General features: G+C 69.3%; 19 protein-coding genes. 8 read left to right on the top strand and 11 right to left on the bottom strand.

The genetic code is table 11. The annotated features are described in order from the left end of the window. Nucleotides 1-34: 34 nt before the first annotated feature. Nucleotides 35-517, bottom strand: coding sequence for an ATP-binding protein (locus IG64_RS00700; RefSeq protein ID WP_234438333.1), 483 nt, complete (start codon nucleotides 515-517; stop codon nucleotides 35-37). Nucleotides 518-762: 245 nt separating this feature from the next. Here IG64_RS00700 and IG64_RS00695 point away from each other — a divergent pair, with 245 nt between their 5' ends. After that, a complete protein-coding gene (locus IG64_RS00695; RefSeq protein WP_037850646.1) occupies nucleotides 763-2,208 on the top strand; it encodes a carph-isopro domain-containing protein in 1,446 nt (481 codons plus the stop codon). A 10-nt stretch (nucleotides 2,209-2,218) separates the two neighbouring features. Beyond that, nucleotides 2,219-3,172: an FAD-dependent oxidoreductase gene (locus IG64_RS00690; RefSeq protein WP_037850643.1), complete on the top strand. Its 954-nt coding sequence runs from the start codon at nucleotides 2,219-2,221 to the stop codon at nucleotides 3,170-3,172. Between the two features lie 57 nt (nucleotides 3,173-3,229). On the opposite strand, the gene IG64_RS00685 is transcribed toward IG64_RS00690, so the two are convergent. From IG64_RS00685 to IG64_RS38080, 3 genes are read right to left on the bottom strand one after another with little or no spacing between them, the layout of a single operon-like run. Further along, on the bottom strand, nucleotides 3,230-5,860 hold the full coding sequence (locus tag IG64_RS00685; RefSeq protein ID WP_037850640.1) for an RNaseH domain-containing protein: 2,631 nt from the start codon (nucleotides 5,858-5,860) through the stop codon (nucleotides 3,230-3,232). Next, nucleotides 5,860-9,165 carry a hypothetical protein gene (locus tag IG64_RS00680; RefSeq protein WP_037850638.1) on the bottom strand — a complete coding sequence of 1,102 codons (3,306 nt, stop codon included), beginning with the start codon at nucleotides 9,163-9,165 and terminating at the stop codon, nucleotides 5,860-5,862. Before IG64_RS00680 ends, IG64_RS00685 begins: the two co-directional genes overlap by 1 nt. Continuing rightward, a complete protein-coding gene (locus IG64_RS38080) occupies nucleotides 9,162-10,328 on the bottom strand; it encodes an HU-CCDC81 and SPOR domain-containing protein (RefSeq protein ID WP_078883687.1) in 1,167 nt (388 codons plus the stop codon). The genes IG64_RS00680 and IG64_RS38080 overlap by 4 nt, the downstream gene beginning before the upstream one ends. Nucleotides 10,329-10,753: 425 nt before the next feature. Here IG64_RS38080 and IG64_RS00665 point away from each other — a divergent pair, with 425 nt between their 5' ends. Both IG64_RS00665 and IG64_RS00660 read left to right on the top strand, forming a co-directional pair. After that, the gene (locus tag IG64_RS00665) at nucleotides 10,754-11,107 is read left to right on the top strand and encodes a DUF317 domain-containing protein (RefSeq protein ID WP_037850635.1); all 354 of its coding nucleotides are present in this window, start codon (nucleotides 10,754-10,756) and stop codon (nucleotides 11,105-11,107) included. A 167-nt stretch (nucleotides 11,108-11,274) separates the two neighbouring features. After that, nucleotides 11,275-12,096: a DUF317 domain-containing protein gene (locus tag IG64_RS00660; protein ID WP_037850631.1), complete on the top strand. Its 822-nt coding sequence runs from the start codon at nucleotides 11,275-11,277 to the stop codon at nucleotides 12,094-12,096. A gap of 229 nt (nucleotides 12,097-12,325) precedes the next feature. On the opposite strand, the gene IG64_RS00655 is transcribed toward IG64_RS00660, so the two are convergent. From IG64_RS00655 to IG64_RS00630, 6 genes are all read right to left on the bottom strand, one after another. Beyond that, entirely contained in the window at nucleotides 12,326-12,706 is a 381-nt protein-coding gene (locus IG64_RS00655; RefSeq protein WP_037850628.1) for a hypothetical protein, read from the bottom strand. Between the two features lie 109 nt (nucleotides 12,707-12,815). Next, nucleotides 12,816-14,552: a relaxase/mobilization nuclease domain-containing protein gene (locus IG64_RS00650; RefSeq protein WP_037850626.1), complete on the bottom strand. Its 1,737-nt coding sequence runs from the start codon at nucleotides 14,550-14,552 to the stop codon at nucleotides 12,816-12,818. Then, the gene (locus tag IG64_RS00645) at nucleotides 14,549-15,067 is read right to left on the bottom strand and encodes a plasmid mobilization protein (RefSeq protein WP_420709862.1); all 519 of its coding nucleotides are present in this window, start codon (nucleotides 15,065-15,067) and stop codon (nucleotides 14,549-14,551) included. The genes IG64_RS00650 and IG64_RS00645 overlap by 4 nt, the downstream gene beginning before the upstream one ends. Nucleotides 15,068-15,223: 156 nt before the next feature. After that, on the bottom strand, nucleotides 15,224-16,510 hold the full coding sequence (locus IG64_RS00640; protein ID WP_199811473.1) for a hypothetical protein: 1,287 nt from the start codon (nucleotides 16,508-16,510) through the stop codon (nucleotides 15,224-15,226). Nucleotides 16,511-16,745: 235 nt separating this feature from the next. Beyond that, the gene (locus tag IG64_RS38075; RefSeq protein WP_078883686.1) at nucleotides 16,746-17,447 is read right to left on the bottom strand and encodes an ATP-binding protein; all 702 of its coding nucleotides are present in this window, start codon (nucleotides 17,445-17,447) and stop codon (nucleotides 16,746-16,748) included. Continuing rightward, nucleotides 17,444-18,376: a phage or prophage related protein gene (locus IG64_RS00630; protein ID WP_037850618.1), complete on the bottom strand. Its 933-nt coding sequence runs from the start codon at nucleotides 18,374-18,376 to the stop codon at nucleotides 17,444-17,446. The genes IG64_RS38075 and IG64_RS00630 overlap by 4 nt, the downstream gene beginning before the upstream one ends. Before the next feature lie 509 nt (nucleotides 18,377-18,885). On the opposite strand from IG64_RS00630, the gene IG64_RS00625 reads away from it, so the two are divergent. From IG64_RS00625 to IG64_RS00610, 4 genes are all read left to right on the top strand, one after another. Then, nucleotides 18,886-19,143: a helix-turn-helix domain-containing protein gene (locus IG64_RS00625; protein WP_037850617.1), complete on the top strand. Its 258-nt coding sequence runs from the start codon at nucleotides 18,886-18,888 to the stop codon at nucleotides 19,141-19,143. A gap of 46 nt (nucleotides 19,144-19,189) precedes the next feature. Then, nucleotides 19,190-19,570 (top strand): helix-turn-helix domain-containing protein, encoded by a 381-nt coding sequence (locus IG64_RS00620; RefSeq protein WP_037850616.1) that lies wholly within the window; start codon nucleotides 19,190-19,192, stop codon nucleotides 19,568-19,570. 51 nt (nucleotides 19,571-19,621) lie between these two features. Beyond that, a complete protein-coding gene (locus IG64_RS00615) occupies nucleotides 19,622-21,151 on the top strand; it encodes a LacI family DNA-binding transcriptional regulator (RefSeq protein ID WP_037850614.1) in 1,530 nt (509 codons plus the stop codon). A 156-nt stretch (nucleotides 21,152-21,307) separates the two neighbouring features. Then, nucleotides 21,308-22,150, top strand: a complete 843-nt coding sequence (locus IG64_RS00610) for a hypothetical protein (protein WP_037850613.1) — start codon at nucleotides 21,308-21,310, stop codon at nucleotides 22,148-22,150. On the opposite strand, the gene IG64_RS00605 is transcribed toward IG64_RS00610, so the two are convergent. Further along, nucleotides 22,080-23,726: a hypothetical protein gene (locus tag IG64_RS00605; protein ID WP_037850943.1), complete on the bottom strand. Its 1,647-nt coding sequence runs from the start codon at nucleotides 23,724-23,726 to the stop codon at nucleotides 22,080-22,082. The genes IG64_RS00610 and IG64_RS00605 overlap by 71 nt on opposite strands. Between the last annotated feature and the right edge of the window lie 23 nt (nucleotides 23,727-23,749).

Here is a 23,749-nt window from a genome sequence, read left to right as displayed (position 1 = left end):
CTCCTTGGAGGACGGGTTTGGGCAGGCGTGGACGTCAGGCGCCGGCGGACGAGGAGCACGGCCTGTGGGTGAGTCGGCACCAGGCACGAGAGCCGCCGGTGCCAGTCGTCAGCGACCAGGCATCGGCCAAGGCATCGACGATGGCCAGTCCCCGTCCTGATTCGGCCTGCTCGTCGGGAGCGGTAGGAGAAGCGGGTGCCGGGCGGGAACAGCCGCCGTCGGTGACGGTGATCTCGATCTCCAGGCCGCCGCTGGCCAGACTCCTGCGGTCGACGCACAGAACCAACGGCGGACTGCCCGAGACGAAGGCGTTCGTCGCGAGCTCCGACCCGATCAGGCGGGCGTCAGCGAGTACGTCCGTCTCAGTGCCACGCAGCGCCAGCGTCACGGCGCCCCGGGCGACCTCGGCCGCTTCCGGTCCGTACGGCAGATCCGTGATCAGGGTGGTCGTGCCGTCGCCAACGACGAGCCCGCGTCCGGGGGCGGAGGTTGGTCGTCCGGCGTCACGGTCCAGCACACCGCCCGGTCGGCCTGGGGAGGTGCTCGTGTGCTGTCTCAAGGCCCACCTCTTTCTCCGTCGGCTCGGAAGACGGGCGCCTCCGCCGGGATCCAAGAACACAGGAGGGGGACGGTCAGGCAGGACCCGATCAGTGGGTCAACTCGGTCAACTTCCATGCGGCGGTGGTGAATCGTCCGTTCAGGGGCATCACCATGGGGCTCGCGAAGTAATGGACGAACCACTGGAGCGAAGGGTGGTCGCACGTGGCACCGCAGACAGGCGAGCCCAACGCCGTACTGGCGGAGTGCCTCGACGAACTCGGGTGGAGCCCGAAGGCGCTCGCTCGCAAGCTCAACCGGGTCTTCGGCGCGGGGACGGTGGCCGAGTCGGCGCCGTACCACTGGCGGGACGCCGGCTCCCTGCCGCGCTCGCCGTTGCCGATGATGGCCGCCTACGTGCTCTCCCAGGAGCTGGGTAGGAATGTCTCGGTGGCCGAACTGTGGCAGGGCCGTGTGGGCGACTCGTCAGCGCTGGTCCCTGCGGACACGGATTTCGCGCGGCCTTGGACCGCGCAGGGCATGGAGGCGATCGTGGAAGACTGGGTGATGGGAGGGCTTGTCGACCGTCGCCGGTTCCTCGCGATCTCGGGCGCGGGACTCCTCGCGATCGTCGCCCAGTACCTCGACGGCACCGCGGGACGCGGTCAGTACACGCCTCGAATGACGTCGTCGCTCGGCACCGATCCGCTCGTGGACCAAGTCGAGCAGCACCTCCCCATGCTTCAGTTGCTCGATGACGAGCACGGAGGGGCACGCCATCTCCCCTACGTTGGAGCCCAGTTCCGGGCTGTCGGGCTGCTGATTCGCGAAGGCGGCCACCCTCCGGCTGTCGCGAGCCGTCTGATCCGCGCGCTCGCAGAGATCGGCCAGCTGGCCGGCTGGATGGCCTTTGACGCGGCCGACCACGGACTGGCGCAGCGCTACTTCGTCACGGCGCTTCGGGCCGCCCATCAGGTCAATGATCTTCCCCTGTGTGCCCACATCCTGGGCGACCTGTCCTTCCAGGCGGCGAGTCGAGGACACCGCGCAGACGCCATCGCCCTCGGTGAGGCCGCCCACCGTGCAAGTGACGCCGCCCCGCTGGCCGTCCGGGCATCCGTCCTGTCCCGGCTCGCCTACGCGTACGCCGCCGCTGGCCGTGACAACGACTTCGCCCACACTCGTGGCGCTGCCCGCGAACTGATCGCAAGCCGGGACGGCCGCCAAGAAGAGCCCCGCTGGATGTACTTCCTCACCGACAACCACCTGGACTGCCAGGCTGGTTACGGCCTCATCCAGATGGGTCGTGCACAGCAGAAGGCGGAGAGCGGAAAGAAGAGCCGTCGCTTCCTTGCCCAGGGGACCGAGATGCTCAGGTCCGGGGCGTACGACGTGCCTCGCGGCGACCCAAGCCAGCGCCGAGCCATGTTCGAGGGAGCCTGGCTGGCCCTGGGACACAGCGCGCATGGAGACCTGGAGGCAGCATGCGAGATCGGCCAGATCGCCGCCGACCGCCTCGATGTCGTCCGCTCGCCTCGCAGCGCGGCGCTGCTCCACCAGCTTGCCGCCGACCTCCGTCGCCGACAGCGCAACCCTCACGTGCGTGGCTTCCTGCCAGCTCTGGAGGACGCCCTCGCCCAACACGCCCCATCGACGCAACCCGGCCGTTAGGGTCAGGTTCATGACCGCAGGGGAGCGCGTTGTCGTTGTCGGAGCTGGGGTGGCTGGACTCACCACGGCCGTCGTTCTCGCCGAGGCCGGGGCTTCGGTGCACGTGGTCGCCGAGCAGGTGCCGGGGGTCACTTCGCTGGCGGCCGGGGCGATGTGGGGGCCTTACCTGGTCGAACCGAAGGGCAAGGTCGACCAGTGGGGACAACAGTCCCTGGAGATCTTCCGGGAGCTGGCCCAGGACCCGGCGACGGGCGTCCGGCTCACCAGTGGCATCGAAGCATCCCGCACGGCCGAAGCCGCGCCAGACTGGGCCACCACTTTGCCTGGTTTCCGACCGTGCGAGCGGGCCGAACTCCCGGCCGGGTTCACGGCGGGCTACCGGTTCACCGTGCCACTGATCGACATGCCCACCTACCTCGACTACCTCCTGCGCCGACTCCGCGATGCCGGCGGTGTGGTCGAGCAGCGACGGCTGACTTCGCTCTCGGACGCCGGTCCGGCTTCGGCGATCGTCAACTGCGCGGGCCTCGGGGCGCGCGACCTGGTTCCGGACCCTGACCTCCGGCCCATCCGCGGCCAGCACGTCGTCGTCCCCAACCCCGGGCTGACCGAGTTCTTCTCCGAGGACACCGGCCTCTCCCCGGACCTCCTGTGCTTCTACCCCCACGGCGACACCGTCGTCCTGGGCGGCACAGCGATCGACGGCGAAGGCGATCTGGCCCCCGACGACAAGGCGACGGCCGGAATCCTCGCCCGCTGTGCCGAGGTCGAGCCCCGCCTCGCCGAGGCCCGCGTCCTGGAGCACCGGATCGGCGCTCGACCGACCCGCGCCACGGTCCGTGTTGAGGAAGAGGTGGGGGAGGACGGCACCGTGGTCGTGCACAACTACGGGCACGGAGGCGCCGGCGTCACGCTGTCGTGGGGGTGCGCCGAGGAGGCTCGGACGTTGCTGGCCGCCAAGTGATCCGACCCCGGCGAGCAACATGGCACCGGTCTTGAGCACGGCGCACGACGTGCATAGCTACAGCAGCTCCTCTTCCAGCTCGCCGTCCCCTGCGTCGCCGTCACCCGGATCGTGGCTGCCGAAGTCGGGGTGGTCCCTGTCGGAGTGGTGGGCGAGGTGGAGCGGGGCGGAGCGAAGGGTGCGGTGGTCCCACGCGACGGCCTGGTCGCACTGGCGGGCGATGAAAGCCACGAGGTCGCCGGACTCCCAGCCACCCGGGCTGGGGATAGCGATCTCGATGCGGCTGGTGGCGTGGAGGTCCTTGTTCATGGGATTGAAGGGGAGAGTGTGGAAGTCCTCCCGAGTTCGCCGGTTGCCCTCGCGCAGCATGGGTGAGTTGCCGGCCTGCTGACGCGACTGCTGCGTGAGCATCCAGACCGTTTCGTGGGGGTGCCTCTTCTCGAAGATCAGGGTTCGCCGGTAGCTGGGGCTCATAGTGGCGAGGTCGTCGGAGCCGTCGCGGTAGACCGTGGCAGGCCGTGCTGCGTGGTGGCCGAAGGCGATCCGGACGACGGCCACGTCAACGCCGTCCTGGGCGAGGCCGCGACCGGGGAGCAGGCCACCGGCGAACGGGTTGTCGCCCATGCCGGGGTAGATGCTCCGGCTGCCCTCTTTGTCGAGCACGAGGACAACACGGTTGTGACCCTCCGGGAGGATGAGGCTGTCCAAGGCGGTCTCGATGTGGTCGCGGACCGCGCGGGCCCCGTTGCCGTTCCGGCCCCAGTTCTCGTTGCCGATCTCGCTGGCATGGTAGGCAGCCCGTCCCTCGGCGAAGCGCAGCCACTGGCCATTGTGGTACATCTCGGTGTACGGCGGGGTCTCGGCGTCGGGTGTGAAGTGCATCGCGACCAGGCAAGCGACGAGCTTGGGTCGCCGGGGTGCCTGGCCGCGTACACGCCGGTAGTTGTGCCGGCGCAGGTGGATACCGACCACGGTGACAGGTTCGGTGAGGGGCGCTTCCATGCGGACGTCCGGCGCGGCGCACGTCGCGCGCGCGAGCCGGTCATCGATGATGCCGGCGTTCTGGAAGATGTGGCGCAAGGCCGCGCTGGCGCGGAAGTCCGTCTCCTCGTCTTTCGTCGGGACGTCGGCCGCGGTGAGGAACTGGCTGACGACCCCGGCTGCGGCGAGTGCCTTGCGGGTGGGGGGCTTGCCGTCGTTGGGGATGGGCTTGCCGTCCCAGGTGGTTTCGCAGATGGTGGCGACGAGCCGGTCGGGGTCGTCAGAGTGGAAGAAGCCACTCGAGCGGACGATGCTCGTGCGGTCGTGGGAGCCGTGCATGGTCAGTTCGGGGATCTTGCGGAACTCCACTGTGATGGCTGGCGCGATGTCTACGATCTTCGCGTCGAACCTGGCGTCCGATCCGACGAGAGCTTCGGGGATCGGCACTCCGTAGTCTTGGCGGAGTTGGCGCATGACGCGGCGGGGGGTGGTGTCCGCAGCGTGGACGACGACCAGGCGCATGGACTTCCAGCCGGCGGCCTCCAGCGCCGGGGGCAGCTTCTTGGCTGGGATGGGGCCGCGGGTGATGGTGGCACCCGGGATTGTGTAGCGGGACTTGTCGTATGTGATCGGCTGGACGCCGAGGACATCGGCGATGTGGGTGGTCATGCGCAGGGTGAAGTACGCACCCACGCCCTTGCCGACGAGGTGACTGCCCTTGTTGCGAAAGACGGCGCGGACGCGTTCGAGGTCCCCGTCAGCCTTGTCGGGCAATGTCACGGGGGTGAGGCCGCATGCCTGGACGATGGCGGCGGTGTGGCCGCGGAACTCTGTCTTCCAGATGAGGCGGCCGTTGTTGTCTCGGAGCTTCTCGCCGTCAGGGCCGCGCTGGGGCACGTGGCGTACCGGGACGCGGAGGAGGGTGTCGAACTGCGGGTGGTTGAGGGTGACCGTCTTGACGTTGCTCCAGTGGTCGGCAACCCGCGTTACGTGGCAGTCGAAGCGGAGAACCGGGTCGGGCAGGCCGCGCTGGGTTTCTCCGGTGACGGAGACATAGGCCATCGCCCATCCCGTCCGTTCGTTCGACCTTCCCTGGTAGATGGTGCGGTAGTAGGGATAGTCCCAGGCCACCAGCCTTTTGGCGTCGTGTGCCAGCCCGACGCGGAAGGTCGTGGCGCGCTGGGCGGGATGGGCTTTGTCGACCATGGGATGTGCCGCCAGGCGTTGGATGACGGCCCAGCCGGCGGCGTCTTTCCACCACCAGGGCCCGGTGATGTACCCGGCTTCGTCCCGCTTGAGGACATCGGACAGGGGGCGGCACACGGCGCGCTCGAAGTCGATGTGGTGGCTGAGGAACTGCCCGTCCCTGACGCCGCGGAAGTGCAGCTTCTGCCAGACGTCGAAGCACCTCGTGGTGAGCCTGGGGTCCAGAGGACCATCGGCGACGATCAGGCTCCGTTCCTCGCCGGACCGGACGTCGCGCCTGCGGGCGACGGTGAAAACGATCATCCGGCCGGTGACCGTGCCGAGTGCGACGCGCAGGGCGCCGTGTGGAGTCCGGAACCCTTCCTCGGGATCCCACTGCCGTTCGCAGATCTCCCAGAGGTCCTCGAACTCCGGGGTGAGAGGGTAGAGCCACACCTGCCCCATCAGGTCCGGGTTGAGCGGGAAGTCGGCGGTGTAGAGGCGCGTGGGGGCGGCGGCCATCAGTTGCTGGTCCTTTCGTCGGCGAAGTCGAAGATCGCCCGGAGGGTGCTGCCGTAGATGTTCTGGAGAAGCTCCAGCTCGCCGCTCCGGCTCCATCCCTCCCGCAGTTCGCGGATCAGGCGTGGCAGGTCGCTGCCGCTGGAGGGGTTGTGGAAGGCGTAGTCAGCCAGGTAGAGGACGCCTCGGTCGCCGCCCCGGCGTACTCGGCCACCGAGCTGGATGATGCCGATGAGCATCTCGGCGACGATCGACAACCGAACCTTGTTCGGCAGGGACTGGAAGAAGTGGTGGCTGCGGAAAAGCTCCTCGTGAACGGAGCTGGAGGTGATGGCCAGGTGCCGGAGCGTCTCCGCGGGGTCGGCCGAGCGGGTGACGCTGCTGTAGGCACGGCTTGAGATCAGGGCGAGGAGCTGGGCGGGTTCGTCCATGAGCGGGATCGGGCGGACGGCGAGGATGACCTCACCCACCAAGGACCGGCCGCTGTGATCGACCATGTTCAATCCGCGCTCGGCGATGGCGAGCGGTGCGATGAGGACCTTGGCGGTCGGGTGGTGGGGAAAGCGCTCGAGCGCGTCCGAGGGGATCTCGTACCAGGCGGGGCGGCGCCGGTAGTGGGTTGGCACCGGGTTCTCGTCGCTCGCGCGAGTGGCGACCGCGATCATTTCCGGGTCCGCGCCGGCGGAGATCATTCCTTCGGCGAGTTGAGCGGCGCCGACATAGGAGGTGCAGGCGACGAGGATACGGGCGCGGTGCGCGGTTGCAGGGCGGCTGGCGAGCTTCTTCAAGTGCTGGACGATGTGCTGGGACCACAGTGCGCGGCCCATCTGTTGATGGGCCTGGTCCCGATGGATGTCGGAGGTTCCCGAGATCCGGATGGGGTTGTTCCGCTCGTCCCGCAAGGTGAGGGACCGCAGTACGAGGGAGCCGGTGATGTCGTCGGGGACGTACCAGGTGGGGGGCGTGATCAGGTGGTGCATGGTCCCGCCGGGCATGTGGGCGGTTGCGGACAGCCCGAGCACGATGCGGCGCTGACCGCACAGCGCCAGCGCGGTGGTGTCACCGAGTTGCGCGGTATACGCGTGCGGGTCGCCCGCGAAGGAGGTCAGGGCCAGTTCGGTGCGGTGCTTGTCCTCGATGTCGTGGATGGCCGTGAAGCCGAATACCGGCGCCCCCAGAGGACCGTAGGGGGCGGCATGCCATTGGTTGTTGTCCTCCAGCATTTCGGTCAGCTCGTTGGCCGCCGTGATACCGGAGGCTTTCAGTGAGGTGCCGGACCTGGTCACGTACTCGATCTGGGCACGGATCTGTTCCAGGTACGCCCTGCGCACGAGGAGATCGACGAGAAGTTCGCGGTCGTCATCGGCAAGGTGATCGTCCAGAAGGGGACGCGCGGCGGCGGCGATCCGCGCGTGCACGTTGTCGAAGACGGGATCGGTGCCTTCGCGCAGCGCGGTCGCGTCGAGCAACTCGGTGCGCAACTGGGTCAGGTGTTCGCGAGTGCTCTCGCCGACCCTTGGCACGACCGGGACGTTCGCGCCCGCGAGCTGTGCTTCCTCCTTCGGGTTGAACAGCTTGCGGAAGGTGTCGATCTGCTCGCGCGTGGGTGACTCGCCGTCAGCTGTCCGCCACAGGCGTGCGGTGCACCAGGCGTCCCAGCGGCGCGGGATGATCAGGCGACGGCGGGCCAGCTGCTGGCGGTTGCGTTCGTTGGGTCCCCTCTGGGCGATACGCCCGTGCGCGGCGTTGCTGACGTAGCTCTCGGCGAGGAAGCGCGCTTGGGTGATCTTGGGGTGGATGTAGCGCTCCAGCTCGTACATCAGGGCACCGGCGCGGACGCTGAACTGGTCGTGGAGCTCTTGCAGAGCGCTGGGTTGCCGGCTGCCGTAGCGGGCCAGCGTGACGTGGTGGGCGCTCTTGGCGAACCCAGTGGCCTGGAAGGCGTCCGCCTCATCGATGAGCAGAACGTGGGTGAGCCGAAGGAGCGCTTCCTCGACGGTCATGTGGTTGCGCACGTCGCCTTCGGCGAGGACGGGGATGTGCAGGCGGCCGGACATCAGGTTGATGTGGTTGGTGATGATGACGTCGGCCTTGTCGAGGTTCAGCTGATGACGATGCTTGCCGCAGTGCGCGAACCACGGGCAGCGGTGACGCCGGGTCTCACCGCTCTCGGGATCGGTGCCCTCGAAGTCGGAGCACCGCTCGTGGCCGGGCTGCCACAGGTCGACGTCCTGCGTGTTGGTGGACTTCGCCTGCATGGCGCATCCATAGGCGAACTCGCCGTACGCCTCATCCGCCTCCTGGGCTCGCCCTTCCTCAATGAGGCTGCGGGCGGCCTTCTCGGCCGCCTCCTGCATGCTGTTCGGGGAGATCAGCGGCACCACGACCGCGTCCTGGAGACCGAGTGCGTGCAGCTCTTCGCGGATCGCGCGGGTGAAGGAGAGCACGCTGTCGTTGCGCGGCACGACGATCCCGGTCACCAGGTTGTTCTTCACGCCCCACGCGGCGAGCAGCTTGGCCAGGACGCTCTTGCCTGAACCCGTGCAGGCGCTCAGCACGCGGATCAGGCCGGCGTCCAGGATGAGGAAGCCGTCGGCGAGCAGGGAGCCGTCGGCTCGACGGATGTGCTTGAAGAGCCGTTCCAGGCTCTTGCGCCGGTGGCTCTGCCCGAAGGCGCGGTCCTGCGCGTCCGCGATCGCGCGCAGCGCGTCGATCGGCACCTGCAGCCTGAGGCATTCCTTGGGCTTACCGAGGTCCGGCAGCGGCGCTTGGATCTGGGGCAAGTCGACTACGTAGTGGGCCTGGATTACGCCGTTGCCGGGGCGGCTCGGGTCGGGGATCTGGGTGCCAATGCGGAAGTGACCTTGGAGGGCCAGCTCCCGGCTTCGTCCCTCGTCGGCCGCTGCCCGGCGACCATCGAGCTCCTCCAACACCTGGTCCACCAGCGATGCAAGACGTTGCTGGACGGTCACCAAGTAGTGCTCGTCTTCAAGAGCCGCGAATCCCTCGGGCAGATCGGGCGAGTCGAAGAGGTCTTCGACTGCCCGGTGGAAGGCCGCGAGGATCGCCAGGCGAGCGGGGCGGTGCCACAGGAGTCGGGTGACTCGCCGCGTGTCCTCGCACGACAGCTCCCCGTAGCGGTTCCACAAGTGGGTATGCCCGGACAGGAGGAAATGCGCGTCGCGGATGGCCGAAGCGTGACGGAAGGGCTCCTCCGAGCGGTTCGGGAACAGTCGTGCCGCCAGAGCCAGCGCGGCCAGCGTGCTCAGACGCTGCACATTCATAGTGGCCAGGGAGCGACCGCTCACCGCGCCTCCTTCAGGGCATTCCGGATCGCGGTTTTGAACGCGCGCACCGTACGAACTTCGTAGCCCGCGGGCAGTGAGCGTCGCAGCTGGGCGACCTGCCAGGCCCGGTAGTCGGGCACCACGACGTGCCGGGCCCGGGGTGGCCTGGCGGAGATCTTCGACGGGGATCTGGTGTCCTTCAGGTCGACCTCGAAGACGGTGGCGCCGGCCCGCACGGTAATGTCCCACCTGTCCTTGTGCGGCCACTTCGTCACCGCGTCCCCGCCGATTCCAGGCTGATCCGCCAGCCACGTCATCAAGGCGACCTCGGTGACGCCGGGGACAGTGATGTAGCGCCAGACCGCCTCGTGCACGCACACCACGTTGGCGACGCTGAGCGCGGACGTCGCCACGGGACCGCGAACTCGCGGCGCGCCGCTGCCGTCACGCTCGCCCGTCACCTGAAACCGGCCGAAGTGTGGAGGATAACGACAGGCCAGCGACGCGCCTTGGACGTGCATGGGCCACTTGCACGTCGGACACGGCACGTACCAGGACTCGGACCCCGCCACGAACTGCCGGTCCGGTGGCAGCGGCTCATATGCCTCGGTGTGCAACGCGCCGCGCGCGTGCAGCTCGTCGCTGACGCGGTCCGCCGTGCCCGTTGGTACCTCGATCAGCATCTGCCTCGTGGCGACGTACTCCTCCTGCCCAGCTGACGACAACACCGTGTAGATAGAGCGCTCGACTCGTTCGAACGTCTGCCTGGCCCACCGAGGTACCCAATCGATGCCGGCCTCGTGGTCCTCGAAGAGAGCCTCGCTGTAGTCGGACCCATACTCAACGGCATCACCGGTCAGCAAGTCGTCCGCCCCAAGGATCTTGAAAGAGCCGACCTCGTCGGGTAGCGAGTCCCAGTCGAGCGGCACCCACTCCCTCATAGGGCGGTGGAGAAACTTGATCAGGTCGCGCGGCGTCGCCGGCCCGCAGCCGGGAGACAGCAGGCTGAGGAAGACCCCGTGCATGCGCGAGACCTCTCGCCATGCCTCTGGCTGCTCCCGGCGAACCGTCCATGCCTGCGCGGCACGCAGCCCGGCCGTCGTCAGGTCACCAACCAGCTTCACTGTGGCCGTTCGGGCGCCGACCGCGTCGGTCAGCGCCACATCCTTCTGTTCGCGCGCCATGGCTGATCAGGGTGACCCACGGCGCCGCAAGCGACCGCCAGGGTGCACGCTTTTCAGCCGATTAGGTACGGCACGAGCACGCTCTTGGTTCGGCTAGCACCTCGTCAAATGGGGCGTGCCGTAGAACACGCAATCGTCAAGGCACGTGATGAAGGGCCCGAAGGTGGCTTGAACTGATCGCAGTCACGGGAGCGATGTCAGTGCCCCTCGGTATAAGCGGCCCCGCCCGAAGATCGGCATGGTGTGGAACTGCCCCCACCGCGCGCACGCCGCTTTCCGCGGTTGAACCGCGAGGTCTGGCGCTCTGTGTCTCAGTTCGCCGGGGCAGACAGCAAAGATCCATGAATGACTGGCCAACGCCGCAAGGGCATGTGAACCTGGACGACCTTCTCGCAAAAAGCTCCAGGTCAAAGAGGTGATTGCCCGTGACTGCGGCACCCCAGGGCCCCGGATTCTCCACCACGGTCGAGGCCCTGCGGCTGCGTGAGTGGCTGCTCGGCCCGGGTCAGGCCACGCTCGTGATGGATCAGTTCTCCGCCGATGACTTCCACCTGGTCGTGGACGACCGCGCGGACGTGCACGTCAATTCGAAGGATGGTCGCTTCTACCTTGGATGGTTTCCGCTCGGGCGTCCTGGTACCGACGGCGAGGGGTGGAAGATCGCCGTCACCGGTACGGCCAAGGTGCGCGGCTACCAGATGTCCTTCGACACCGAGACGCCGGCGGATGTCGTCGCCGCCGCAGTCGCTCGTGTGCTGGAGACCTCCCAGCGGGTGTGACAGCCACAGGCTCGAGTCGGTGCTTGGGGAGCCCGTCGTCTGCCTGGTGAGGGCGGGGTGGGGTAGCCGGGCCGTCTGCCACCCGAGGCCGCCGCGAAGCCGGCCTGGCACCCCCATCCAACTGCACGCACCGCTGGCGGCATCAAGCCCCCCAGCCCCGCAACCCCTTGGAGACGCACCTGCATCCCGACGTACCGATCGATCCACCCGCTCCGGCCTGCGTCCCGTCCGCGTACTGGGTCGGACCTCGGCACCTGGCCGGTGACGACGGCCGCCTCTACGACGCCATCGCTGACACACTAGCCAGCCTGGGGTGGACGAGCCTGACGCTCGTCCGCGGGCGCCAGGAGCCTGATGAGGCTCCGGAGGACCGTCAGGTCCTGCGCAGCACCGTCCTGCACATCAGCCCCGACTCCCTGCGGTGGGCGCAGTGGGTCCTGCCGGACGAGCCATTCCACCTGGGGAACCTGCCGATCGCCTGGCAAGTGTCCGCCCGTACGGACCTGCGCAGCCCGCTCGCCCAGTGGTCGGCCTACTTCACCCCCGACGTCCCGGGAGAGATCCTCGCCGGCTTCCTTACCGCGCTCGACGCCCGCGATCAGCCCGCCCTGCCGTGTGGTGGCCCCGAGCTGGTCCTAGACGCGGTAACGGCACACGGCTGGCTGCGCGACGTCGACCAGCCCGGCACAGGCGCGGTGGATCCGACGTTCGCCTCCCACATCCACCTCGGAGAGGTGCCGCCCCTCATCCAGGATGGCGACACACTCGCGCTGGTGGCCGAGGCTGCCGAGGCGGCCCTGGCCGGGTGGCAGGCGTGGGCCGAGCCGGTGCTCGGCGCGGGCTACCTGTGGGCCGCGTCGTTCAGCAGCAGCGTGCCGCACGACCTCGTCGCCGCTTTCGCGGACTCCCTCAGCTCCAGCGCACCGGTCCTGCGCCGGGTGTTGCCGGAGAGCACACGCGACCGGCTCCTGCGGGCCCCAGCCAGCTGAGGGCCCGTCCAACGCAACGAAGCCGGGCCTCCCCGAGGGGAGGCCCGGCTTCGTGCTGCTGTGCCTTGGCCGGCGTCTGCGTGGCGTCACGGTCCGCGGTTACAGGGAGCGGTCCGTGCTTCATTCGCGGCGGCGCGTTGTACCGGCTACCGCCTGAACGCCCATGGCTACGTGTGTCAGAGGCCGGCTCCGTCTTGGGAGCGGGACACCGCCACGCTGGTCATCCCGGTTAGAAGGTGTACGGGGCGAAGGGACGGACTGGTTCGACGATGAGGCCGAGGAGGTGATCAAGCTCGGCTCGCTCGTCCTCGTTCATGAGCTCGACGGCGTTGCCGAGCTCCTTGTCGGCGAGCCGCTCCATGAATGGGGCCAGGAACTGCTCCAGGGCATCCGGAGCTTCGTCTACCGTGCGCCGGTACTCCCGGTATCGCTTGAACTGCTCCTGTATCTCTTCGAACTCGACGCGGGTGGCGCTGAGGACGAGGGCCCGTTCCTCCTTGCTGAACGGGCGCCCGTCGAGGTGGTTCCACGTGTTGGTTTCACGCTTGTGCTTGATGTCCGCGTCGCAGAGCAGGACGACGATCTCGGGCCGGGCTTGGGTTTTGGGCATACGGGTGCTCCTCACAGGAGTGGGGTGGGTGGAGGCATCAATGATCCGGAGGATCGGCGGTTTGCCCAACCGCCGATCGTCGGCTATGTTCCGCCCGGCTTTTCGCTGGTCAGCGCCGTCGGCTGGGGTCGTTCAGGCCGCCCTGCGACTGCCTCGCGCGGGGCGCCGAGGCCCCTTGGCGCCGACTGCCTCGCGCGGGTGTGTCGTGGGGGCGCTCGGGCAGGGCCGGCAGGTGGGCGCTGCGCCGCAAGCGCCATACCAGGACGTCGCTGATGGAGGTGGCGGTGTCGAGCTTGCGCCGTCCGGCGGCTTCGGTCAGCAGGGCGGCCGGGTCACGGCCGGCTTTCCGGGCGTCGTCGAGGGTGGCGGCCAGGGCGGGCCAGCCGGGCTCGGCCTGGACCCGTGCGGCCAGCTCCGGCAGCACCTCGTGCAGGAGGTCGGCTTGCCGCTGCCGAGCACGCGGGGCCAGGCGTTGGCCTCGCTGGCGGAGGACCGCCATGGACTCGGCCGCGGCGGCTTGGTAGGCGGCGCGCAGGTGTTCGGCGGCTTGCCGGGCTGCTGCGGCCTGCTGGGCGTGGTGCTTCTTGGCGTGCCAGTTCGCCGCGGCGATGGCGAGGAAGAAGGCCATGTCGATGAGCATGGCGGTGGTGGCGCCGTCTTCTCCTCGGCCCAGGGCGGGGCCGCTGTGGACGAGGTCGCGGGCGGCCTGGCGCAGGGCCCGGTCATGCCCGCGTACGGCCCTGACGTGGGAGCGGCTGGCCCGCTCGAACACGAACGCCGCCTCGCGCAGCTCGGCACGGGTGTGGGCGGCGGAGGTCTTGGCCAGCGCGTCCAGCACCTCACCCGCGGCAGCGATCTGCGCCGCTGCCGCGCCGTCATCACCGTGATCGATGACCAGGAGGGCCTGCCAGGTGGCTGCGGTGGCCCGGCGCCGCGCGAACGCGGGACCTGTCACGTCCGGCAGGTCCGGCTGTTCCCGCCCGGAGCTGTCCGCCGAGGCCACAGCCTCCACGGGCAGGGCCCAGCGTTCGCGGATGCGGGGCAGGGACAGATCTGGTGCGAGCGTCGAGCCCGCGTAGAAAACCGGCTCCTTCTCACCGTTGCGGTCATCGGGCAGTGCGACTTTGTAGCCGAGCAGGTCACCGGAGGGCGCGATGCGCTTACGGATCAGCAGACCGGCGGCGGCCAGCCGGTCGAAGAACTCCTCATCGCTGCCGGCGCCGGCGACCGCGCGCCGTACGGTCTCCCGCAGCTCCTCCCGCGCCGGACGCCCCCTGCCCGTGCGTTCGGCCTTGTGCCGCTCCGCACTGGTGGCCCGCTTGGCGGCGGTGCCGTCCCCGGGTGCGACCTGGTGCAGGCCGAGTTCCTTTTCGATCAGTCGGCACTCGGCCTGGGCGCGTTTGCCGGAGCGGTGGTGGTCGGGGCGGCGTCCGTCCTCGCGGACGAGGGTGGCGATGATGTGGATGTGGTCGTCGGCGTGCCGGACGGCGGCCCAGCGGCAGCCGGCGCCGTCGCCGGGGTCGATGCCGGTGCCGGCGACCATGCGACGGGCGATGTCGCCCCACTGTTCGTCGGACAGGACCGGGTCGTCGGGCGCGGCGCGCACCGAGCAGTGCCAGACGTGCTTGCCGGGACGATGGTCCGCGTCGAGCAGGGACAGGGGCTGGTCTAGGAGGTGCTGGAGGTCCCTCTTCGTGACCGAAGGGTCACGGCCGGGGTCGGGGGCCATGCCGTCGAAGGAAGCGACCAGGTGCGGGTCGATGTGCTCCTCGTGGGTGCCCTTGCCGTACAGGTAGTGCAGGAGCCCGAGGGTGTTGCTGCCCTGCTGGTGGATCCGGGGGATCAAGCCGCCTCGCTCTCCTGCCCGTTGGCGACCCTGTCGGCTGCCCGCTGGACGGCCTGTGCGGCACGCTGCAGGTCGGCGAGGGCAGCGGCGAAGTGCGGTACGGCGGCATCGGAGTTGAGTGCCTTGGCGATCTGGTTGACGTTGCTGCCCGCCCAGCCGAGCTGACGGCGTACACCGAACAGGGCCGTCAGAATGTCCCGCTCGGTGGCGATGGCCGCTGCGGTGCGGGACTGGTCGCGGGCAGCGGCCAGGGCAGAGTGGGCCAGGAACCCGGCCACGCTCATGCCGACGTGGTCGGCGCCGGACTGGATCAGAGCGAATTCCTGGTCGTTGAGGCGGACACTGTGAGCGGGGCGCTGCTTCTTGTCACGCGGACGCGACTTTCCCTTCCTGGCCTTGCCCTTCGGGCTGGCCTTGCCTGGCTGCGGTCCGCCCTCGGTCGCAGCCTTCCCGTCCGGTGTCCCCTGGTGCCGGACGGGACCCGCCACCTCCGGGGCGGGGCCGGGTCCGGACACTCCCCCGACGGGGGAGTGTCCGGACCTCCAACTTGCTCCGCCTGGGGCAGGGGTGATCAGCAGAGATTGCTTGTGAGGCACGGGGTCTTCGTGGTGCGGGGCGTGCATGGGGCCCTTCGGGTCGGGGTCTGGTCGGAAGTGCTGGTGCTGCGGGGATCAGCGGAGCGGATCGCCGGTTGCTGCCTTGAGCTGAGCCTTGAACTCGCGGACGACTCGTCCGACGCCGTCGCTGGAGACGGTGTAGCCGACGGCGCGCAGGGCGTCCTCAACCCGGTCGCGTCCGACGCTGCCGGTCTCCTCGTGGATGCGGCGAGCGTGCTTGAGGATGACCTCGTCGGAGGCACGGGCCTTGCCCACGTCGCGCTTCTTCCGGGCAGCCGCCTTCCGCTCCCGCCTGCCCGACACGCTGCCCGGGCTGTTGCCCGTCGGTGCGGGGCTGTCTTCGGCTTCTGCCCGTGCGGGCAGCCCGGGCCCCGGGCGGGCAGGCTGCGGGCGGGCAGCCGTAGGCACTTCGTCGTCACCCAGGTCTGATGGGTGTGGGCGGGCAGAGCCCTCTGCCCGCGGCAGTGCTTCCAAGCGGTCGGAGCGCGGGTGGCTACACCCGGACTCTCGGGTGGAGGACGAGGCCGGAATCTGCCAGCGTGGCGGCAATGTGATGACGGCGAGGTCAAGGGCCTGCTTGCGGGTGGCGAGCTTGCGCAGCAGCAGCTCGTCCTGGAGCGGGTCGCCGTCGACGCCGGCCCGCTCCAGCGCCTCGTGCAGGCGTTCCGTCAGGCGTCGTTGCCGCCGCTTGCCGCGCTGCTTGTCGGTCATCGACTCGGCGCGCAGGATCAGGGCGACGGCTTCGCTCAGCGCGCGCTCGCGGATGAGGCGGGCGGCATCGGCGTCCTGGTCGGCGATGCCGAGGCGAGCCAGGAGGCGTTCGCGTGCCTGGCGGACGAGGACGGCGGCCAGGCCGCGTGAGGCGGCGTCGGGGGCGCGGTGGCGCAGCTCGATGCCCATGGCCAGGTGCCACAGCATCGCGGCCATGACGGGGCCAACGAAGGCTCGCACGGTGCCACCGACCAGCCCGGACTCGGCGTAGGCGGGCAGAACCTGGACTGCGGTGATGACCCAGGTGAGGGTGCCGGGCAGGCCGGGTGCCTGCTTCGGGCCATTGAGGTTCTCCCGGGCCATCAGGGCGGTGGCGAATAGGGCCAGCTCGGCGGCGGCGAACATCGTGACGCGCTCGGCGGTGCCGACCATGTCGAGGTAGTCGGCGGCGAACCGCCAGCTGGTGTCCGCGCTGTATGCGGTGCAGCCGAGCGCGGCCACGGCCGCGACCGGCACTGCGACGGCTCCGTGTCGGCGCTTGGTGTGATGCGGTCGGCGGCGCTGCTGGCGGACAAGCCACCCGGCGAGCAGGCCAAGCAGCAAGGGCGGGATGAGGAGCGCCACGGTCATCACCGGGGAGGTCGCCCAGTCAGGGAGGAGCGGCGTGCCGCTGATCCGTATGGCGAGGGGGACGGGACTGAGAGGAGGCAGGAGGGAGCTCCAAGGCGTCGAGGAATGAGGGCGAAGGGTGAATCGACAGAACCGCTGAGCAACCGCCTACGCGAGTGGCTGGCGCGGGCAGGGCTGGTGTGAGCGCGGGTGATGCGGCGGGGCCGGCCAGGAGGGCGGGCGCTGGGGCGGCCAGTCAGGCGGCGGGCGCTGTGCGGCGTCGTCGGTCGGGGCCGTCGAGGATGACGCGCTCCGTCATCTCGGCGAGGCGGGAGGCGACGCGGTCACCGAGGGTGACGCGCAGCTGCTCCATCGGAAGGTTGGTGGTGATGAGGGTTGGCAGCAGGTGCTCGTACCGGTGATTGATGAGCCGGTAAGTCAGCTCCTCGGTCCATTCGCTGGTCTTGGCCGCGCCGAGGTCGTCCAGGAACAGCAGCGGGCAGCGCGCCAGGGTCTGCAGGTCACGTTCGGCGTCGTGGCCGGCGCGGGGGCGCAGGCGCGCGTGGAAGTCGGCGGTGGTGGTCGCTTCCCAGCGCAGACGGACCCCTCGGGCGAGCAGGGTGCGGATGGCGCCATACGCCTGGTACGTCTTGCCCGTGCCCATGGGGCCGGCGATCAGCAGCGACGGGCCTTCGGCGATGCCAGGCCCGCCGGGGCCGGGGCGTCCGGCGCGGGCGATCTCGTCGGCCCAGGCGGTGACCTTGGGGTGGTCGGCCAGGGCTCGACGGTAGCGGGCGGGGATCCTGGCGTCGGCGAGTTCCAGCGCGGTGACGGGCTCGACGTGCCCTTCCTCGACGGCGGCGGTGGCGAGGTCGATGCCGCGACTGGCAAGGATGCCGTTGAGCCGGTCGGCGAGTGGGCCGACCCGGTGAGGCTCGCGGGTGAGGGTGGCGGTCAGAGGTCACCTCCGTAGGCGGCTTCGACATCGGCGGGGTTTGTCCACGCCCTGTGGGCAACCGGCGCGGTGGAGGCCGCGTTCATGGCCTCGTGCACGAGGCTCGGCAGAGTGCTGGGATGCAGGCCCTTGGCACGGTGCCGTTCTAGGCCGGCCCGGATGTGGGCGGGGTCGATGCCCTCGCCGAGCAGCTTGCGCACTTCGCGAGCGAGATGGCCCAGGACGTCCTTGGGCGGACGGTGTGTGCAAGCGGCGGCGTACTCGGCGATGAGCTGGTTGGCCGAGACGGCGTGGGGTGCGGGGGCGCTCGCGCCCCCCGAAGGGGTATTTCCTAGATCCATGATCCTAGGTCCTAGATCCGGACCGTGGGGCGTCACCGCTCCCTCACTGAGCCCTCCCCGCTGTCTCACGGAGGGCGCACTGAAATCGCCCTGACCTGCTAGTTCATCATCGGTGACCGGATTCACCGCAGGCTCGCGTATTCGCCCGGAGTCCTCACGGAGGGCTCCGTGAGGCTGCGGTGCGGGCTCCGTGATACCGGCTCCCGCAGCCGGCGCGCCGACGCCGGGCGCGGTGCGAGTCTGCGTGTCGTGGTGCGGGCAGGCGGGAAGACGGCTCGCACTCGGGCGATTGATCTTCTGATGCTGCCGCCAGGTGACGATGTGCAGGTAGCGCTTGTCGCCCGGGCCCTTGTAGCGGCATATCAGCCCGGCGTCGGCGAGTTGGGCGAGGTCCTGTTCGACATCGCCAGGCGTGTGTTCCGGGCGCAGGACCCACAGCTGCCCGGTGATGATCGCGGCGTGGTCGCGGTGGCGCCCCTGGTCGTCGGCCTGGGTGAGCAGGCCGAAGAAGGTGCGCTCGGCGGTCAGGGAGACGGCGGCCAGGGACTCGGAGACGAAGGCTTCCGGCTTGATGGTGCGGATTCGTGCCAAGAGGGGCGGTCCTCACTCGGTGACCGGTGGGCTGGATGCCCACGGTTCACCGTCGGTCGGGGGCGGAGACGGGCGTGAAGGGCGGGGATGTCCGGCCGTGGTCGCGGGAGCGTTGATGGCCGCTCGCACTTTCCGGGTGTCGTCAACATAGCCACACCTACGGCGCGCAAGTCCAGCCCTATCCGGCGCAATCTCTCACGGCAGAAATGCCGCTGGAAATCGAGATGGAGAGGGCGGTGCGAAAACGGTAGGGCACGATCGGCGGTTGACCAAATAGTTGCCCCGCGTCCCGAGCCAGAAGGATCACATCGGCAAGCCGTTGACGTCCTGCGAGCATCGAAGCTACAACACAACACCCCACGTCAGAGAGGTCTTCTGATGTCGGGACGTGTTCGGGGATCCGGTCCTTCGCAGCATCCCGAACGCCTCGCTCACCGATTGAGCGCGGCGCAACATAGCCGACGATCGCCGGTTAACCAAACCGGCGAATGCACGCTACAAGTGGAGCCATGGCAGCACGATCTCTGGAAATAGGGTCCGCAGGAATGCTGGCGGCTCGAACCATCGAAACCCTCCGCACCGAACGCGGCCTTGGGCAACGCCAACTCGCCGCGCGATGCACAGCGTTGGGCCGCCCTATGTCCAACACGATGCTGTCCCGCATCGAACTAACCAAGCGGCGATGCGATATCGACGACCTCGTCGCCATCGCCGAAGCCCTGCAGGTATCACCCCTCGCCCTCCTGCAGGGCCCGGGCGCCACCTGAGCCGCTCACGCACCCGTCCCCGCCCTCGCGACCAGGAGCCGTCCCCTTGCACCGATCCACGCCCGCGTCCGTCCCCCACAGGCCGTCCGACGCCCCTCCGCCCCGCCTCTACCGCCCCGAAGAGATCGCCGACACCCTCGGCTGCTCGGCCTGGTGGGTCAAGGACCGAGCGCGACGGCGCCTGATACCGCACACCCGGGTCGGCCGCGCCTACCGCTTCACCGCCGAGCATCTCGCCGAGATCATCCGCCTCCACGAGGAGCGGCCGGCCCAGCTCGCGCAGACACCAGCACGGGCGACCGAGCCGCTCTCCGAGCCCGGTACGCAGACCGATTCCACGCAACGTCGCCGCCCTGCCGTGGCTCCGACTACCCGCCTACGGGCCCGCCCGCCGCGTCGACAGCAGCAGTACAGCACTGTCGCGTGACCCGATCGAACCTGCCGTAGACGAGGACAACCAAGAGGGGGACAGCGGAACTTGGGTTTCGCGGAGAAGCGCGGAAACTACTGGCGCGGCCGGTACAAGGTCGCGCCCGGCAAGCACAACACGGTCGTCGACGAGAACGGCAAGGCGATCAGGTTCGCCACCAAGGGCGAGGCCCAACGGGCAGCGGCCGAGGCCGAGAACAAGTACCGTCGCGGCGACTGGCGCGACCCGGCCCTCGGCCAGGAGACCTTCGGCGAGTACGCGAACCGCTGGTACGAGGCCCAGGACCTGGCGGCCTCGACCATGCAGAACTACAAGCGCCACATCGAGGAGCACATCCTCCCCGAGTTCGAGGACAAGGCGCTCGCCGGCATCCTGCGCACGGACGTCGACCTTTGGGAGAAGAAGGAGAAGGCCGTGTACGCGGCCTCCAGCGTCAAGACCTGGCGCTCGACGCTCCACCTGATCCTCGAGGACGCGATCGACGAGGGCCTGATCGCGTCCAACCCGGCTGCCCGGCGACGCGGACGCGGCAAGCGCGCCGGCCGCTCCCGAGACCGTGGTCCGGAGAAGGTGGTCACCGACGCGCTCGGCATCCTGCTGACCGCTGAGCGTGCCGCCCTGCTCTCCGGCCGCGACGACGAGTTCGTCGCCGTGGTCCTCAAGGGGTACACCGGCATGCGCTGGGGCGAGATCGTCGGCCTGGAGACCGCGTTCGTCCGCCCTGGAGCCGTCCGGGTCGAGTGGCAGCTGTACGAGCTCGACACGGGGGAGCTGGTGCGTTGCCCGCCGAAGGACGACAGCTACCGCACCATCGACTTGATGGACTGGCTGTCCGCGCTGGTCGCCAACCACATCGCCCGCACGAAGCCCGTGCCGTGCCCCTGTCACGGCAAGACCTACGTCTTCCGAGGGCAGGGCGCGGCGCGTTCCGGGGGCCACCAGGGCGCGAAGCTCGTCGACGTTGCCCGTCGTGCCGGCGTCTCGACCGGCACGGTGTCCAACGTCCTCAACCATCCCGAACGCGTCACCGAGGCCACGCGAGTGAAGGTCGAGCAGGCCATCGCGGACCTCCGGTTCGTGCGGGGCGGCGTCGTGCCGGAGCATGCCGCCCACTGGCGCAGGAACGGTTTCGCGACCTGGCTGTTCACGCCGGCGGTCTCCGGCTGGTACCCGAAGAAGGCACCACAGGAGCCACGGCCGGTGCCCTTGCTCGGCGAGCCTTGGCCCGGTGTCCCGGCACGGGGGCGGGGTGCCAGCGAACGGGCCGACGCCTGCTGGCTCCCGATAGCCAAGGGACTCACGCCCCACGGCCTTCGCCACACCCACCGGACGATGATGGAGGATCTGGGCACCGAGAAGGTGCTCATGGACGAACGCATGGGCCACATCGATGGCTCGGTCTCGGCGCGCTACGCACACGTCACCTCGGGCATGCGCAAGCGCCTCATGCTGGGGCTGACCGAGCAGTGGGAGGCAGCACTCGACGCACGTTTGACCATGAGCGCCACGTCACCGGTGCGGGTACTGAGTGATCTCCTGCAGGCACGCGAGGTGTCACGTGTGCCCGCCAAGTCGTAGCAGGCAAAGTGCTGTGCCCTCCGGCGACCACTCCCGGAGGGCACAGCCATGTTCTGATGCCTCCGCGAGGCCGCGTCAACTCCGCGCGGTCGTCTCACCCCAGCAGTTGCGACGATTGCCAAGTAGCGGGGCCAACGGACCTGGCTCAATAGGTACATGGAGATTGGCGAGCACTGGGCATACCGCGCGAGGCCGAAGGAGCTGGGCAGCCCTGTCAGGCAGGTGGAGATCGTCCGGGTGGGCGGCCGTGGCAGGTCTGACTGGATCCACGTCCGGTTTCTGGAAGGCGATGATGCCGGCCTGCAGGAATGGGCCAGTCCCGGCTGCCTCGTAGCACCGTGGCCAGACGTCGACGCGTTCCGCGCGGATGACGAGGCAGAGCTCAGACTGACCGAGGCGTCACGCTATGTACGGGGCAGCACGGGTTTCGAGGCGGCGCGCCTGATCCTCGGGTTCGTCCGGCCGAAGAACAGGCTGCGCCTCCGCCGAGGGGTCGCGGACGCGGGAGTTCTGGAACTGAGCCGACTCGACGAGACGGCGCCACTCATCGGCATGGACGCCACCGCGCTCCGCAGTGACCCGATAGTGCACGAGAACCGCGCCGGCATGTGCCTGGCCGGCTGGCCGGTCACGGAGCGGATCGCCCGCCAGGTAGCGGGCCGCCTCGCCGACGAGATTCTCCCGGAGGTGGACCGCAAGCAGCAGGACATCGAGCAGGAGCGCGCACAGCCCTCCTGGTACTCATACCGCCGCCGGGACGACCGCAAGTTGGACGCGGAGGCGGCCGTCCTGCGGACCGTCCGGTCCTGGTGCGGCCAGGACAAGGCCGACCGCTACGACGAGCTGGTCGCACTGCGCGCCGAGGTCATCAGGCTCGGCCAGCTGGTGGAGAAGGCGGTCAAGGCCCTACGCGACCGTGGGCACGGCGTCATCGCCTCCACCATTGAGCGCGACCTTGGCGTCCATATCGCCAGCCTTGATCCTGAAGTGCGTCGATAGAGCCGCGCCAAGGCTCCGGGCCCGGCTTCGGCGGCTCGGGCCGTACCGCAGGCTGCTCCCTCTCTGGCCGGTGCGGGTTCCAGCCGCCGAGAAAGGGCCGTAGCTGATCTCCCGTCGGCTCCGCGTGGAAGTCGAGAACGGCCAGGCCCCTGCCGTTCATGGTGGGGTCCAGTCGGTCGGCCTCCGCCTTCCCCCAAGCCGACCACTCTCGCAGCCTCTCGGCTTCGACGGCGTCGTCCGATGTGGCGGCGGCTTCGTCCAGGGCGACGCAGAACACCCGGATCTCTCCAGCCACCTTCCACTGCTCCAGGGCTGTGCCGAAGTGCTCCGCCCGTAGGGCGTGAACCGCCTTGATCGAGGCTGCACTGACGGCGGACTCCCACTCCCGCCTCTCGCGCTCCTCCCGCTCCGCCTCCAGACGCCGACGCTCCGCCTCCTGCCGCTCCCGCTCCTCTCGCAGGCGCCGCTGCTCCGCCTCCCGTTCCAGCCGAGCCCGCTCCTGCTCCTCCGCGCGCGCCTTCAGCGCCCGGAACACCGAACCGACCTGCTCCTCCAACGGCTTCTTGGCGGTGTCGGCCCATTCCTTCTTCCAGCCGTAGCTGTTGCCGTAGCCGTAGCCCGAGTGCTGGCTGATCAGCAGTTCCAGCTCGCCGGAGGGCTCGAACCTGTGCGCCGGCGTCACCCGCTGCCAGTCGTACGTACGTCGCCCCGGCTGCTTGGGCACGTACCGGACCTGCTTCTGCCGTTCGCGGAAGCCGACCTCGTACGTCCTGCCGTGAACGGTGAGCAGGGGCCTGGGCTGCTTGCGCTTCTTGGACACCGTGATCTCGCCGTGGCGGGCGAGTGCCTGCTCGGCGAGGAGCCGGAGAAGCGAGAGGACGCGCGGCAGGACCTCCTCCGAGATCTCGAAGGCGCTGTGGTCCGCAGTGACAGCGGCGATCACGTCCTCGACATTGCTGATCACCCGGCTGCGCGCCAGCCGGATCCGGTTCCACTCGGTGTCGTCCTCACCCGACACCCGGAGCAGACCGAGGAAGAAGTCCCCCTTCGCCCGGCCGCTGTACTTCAGGTGGTACCCCTCGGGCGCACACTGCCGGGCTGCGTCGAAGGCCCTGCGGTAGCGGGCTCGCTCCTGGTCGCTGGGGTTCGGGATCCGGAGGAACCGCCCAGCCTGCTGTACCTCCGTGATCAAGGCGGCTCCGATTTCCGCCGGCGACGCCTGCGGGGGCTTGGCGGTGTGTTGCGGCGCCGGCTTCGTCGTGGACGGAGCCGTGTCTTGCTTCTGCGGAGGAGGGGCCGGCCGTGTCCGTTGCCCGGAACCCGCCGACCGCTGCTTGCGCGGCGCCGGCTCCGGCCGCTCCGGGTGATGGCCGTGTTCCAGATAGAAGCGCCCCGCGTCAGTGATCTCCGCCCGCCACTTCCCATCCTGCTTGGGCATGGTGATCAGACGCCGCTCCTTGAGCGCGCGGGCGGTGAGGGCGAACTCGGGGCTGTCCGACGTGACGGGGTCGGCTCCGTCCTTGATGCGGGTGAGGAGTGCGAGCTGGCGGTCATTTAACGGAGACCATCGGTGCATGGCGATCGTCGTACCGTCTGTGC

It is taken from the genome of Streptomyces sp. NRRL S-340 (genome assembly GCF_000720185.1).
In the GTDB taxonomy this organism is placed as follows: domain Bacteria; phylum Actinomycetota; class Actinomycetes; order Streptomycetales; family Streptomycetaceae; genus Streptomyces.
Note: the sequence above shows the minus strand (reverse complement) of the source record. Positions and strands in the feature narration are given on the sequence as shown.

Bases quoted from the DNA above. Each gene is read 5' to 3' on its own strand.
- IG64_RS00690 (WP_037850643.1), top strand. From the start codon at position 2,219: ATGACCGCAGGGGAGCGCGTTGTCGTTGTCGGAGCTGGGGTGGCTGGA.
- IG64_RS00685 (WP_037850640.1), bottom strand. From the start codon at position 5,860: ATGGCCGCCGCCCCCACGCGCCTCTACACCGCCGACTTCCCGCTCAAC.
- IG64_RS38080 (WP_078883687.1), bottom strand. From the start codon at position 10,328: ATGGCGCGCGAACAGAAGGATGTGGCGCTGACCGACGCGGTCGGCGCC.
- IG64_RS00655 (WP_037850628.1), bottom strand. From the start codon at position 12,706: ATGCCCAAAACCCAAGCCCGGCCCGAGATCGTCGTCCTGCTCTGCGAC.
- IG64_RS00640 (WP_199811473.1), bottom strand. From the start codon at position 16,510: ATGACCGTGGCGCTCCTCATCCCGCCCTTGCTGCTTGGCCTGCTCGCC.
- IG64_RS00625 (WP_037850617.1), top strand. From the start codon at position 18,886: ATGGCAGCACGATCTCTGGAAATAGGGTCCGCAGGAATGCTGGCGGCT.
- IG64_RS00610 (WP_037850613.1), top strand. From the start codon at position 21,308: ATGGAGATTGGCGAGCACTGGGCATACCGCGCGAGGCCGAAGGAGCTG.
- IG64_RS00605 (WP_037850943.1), bottom strand. From the start codon at position 23,726: ATGCACCGATGGTCTCCGTTAAATGACCGCCAGCTCGCACTCCTCACC.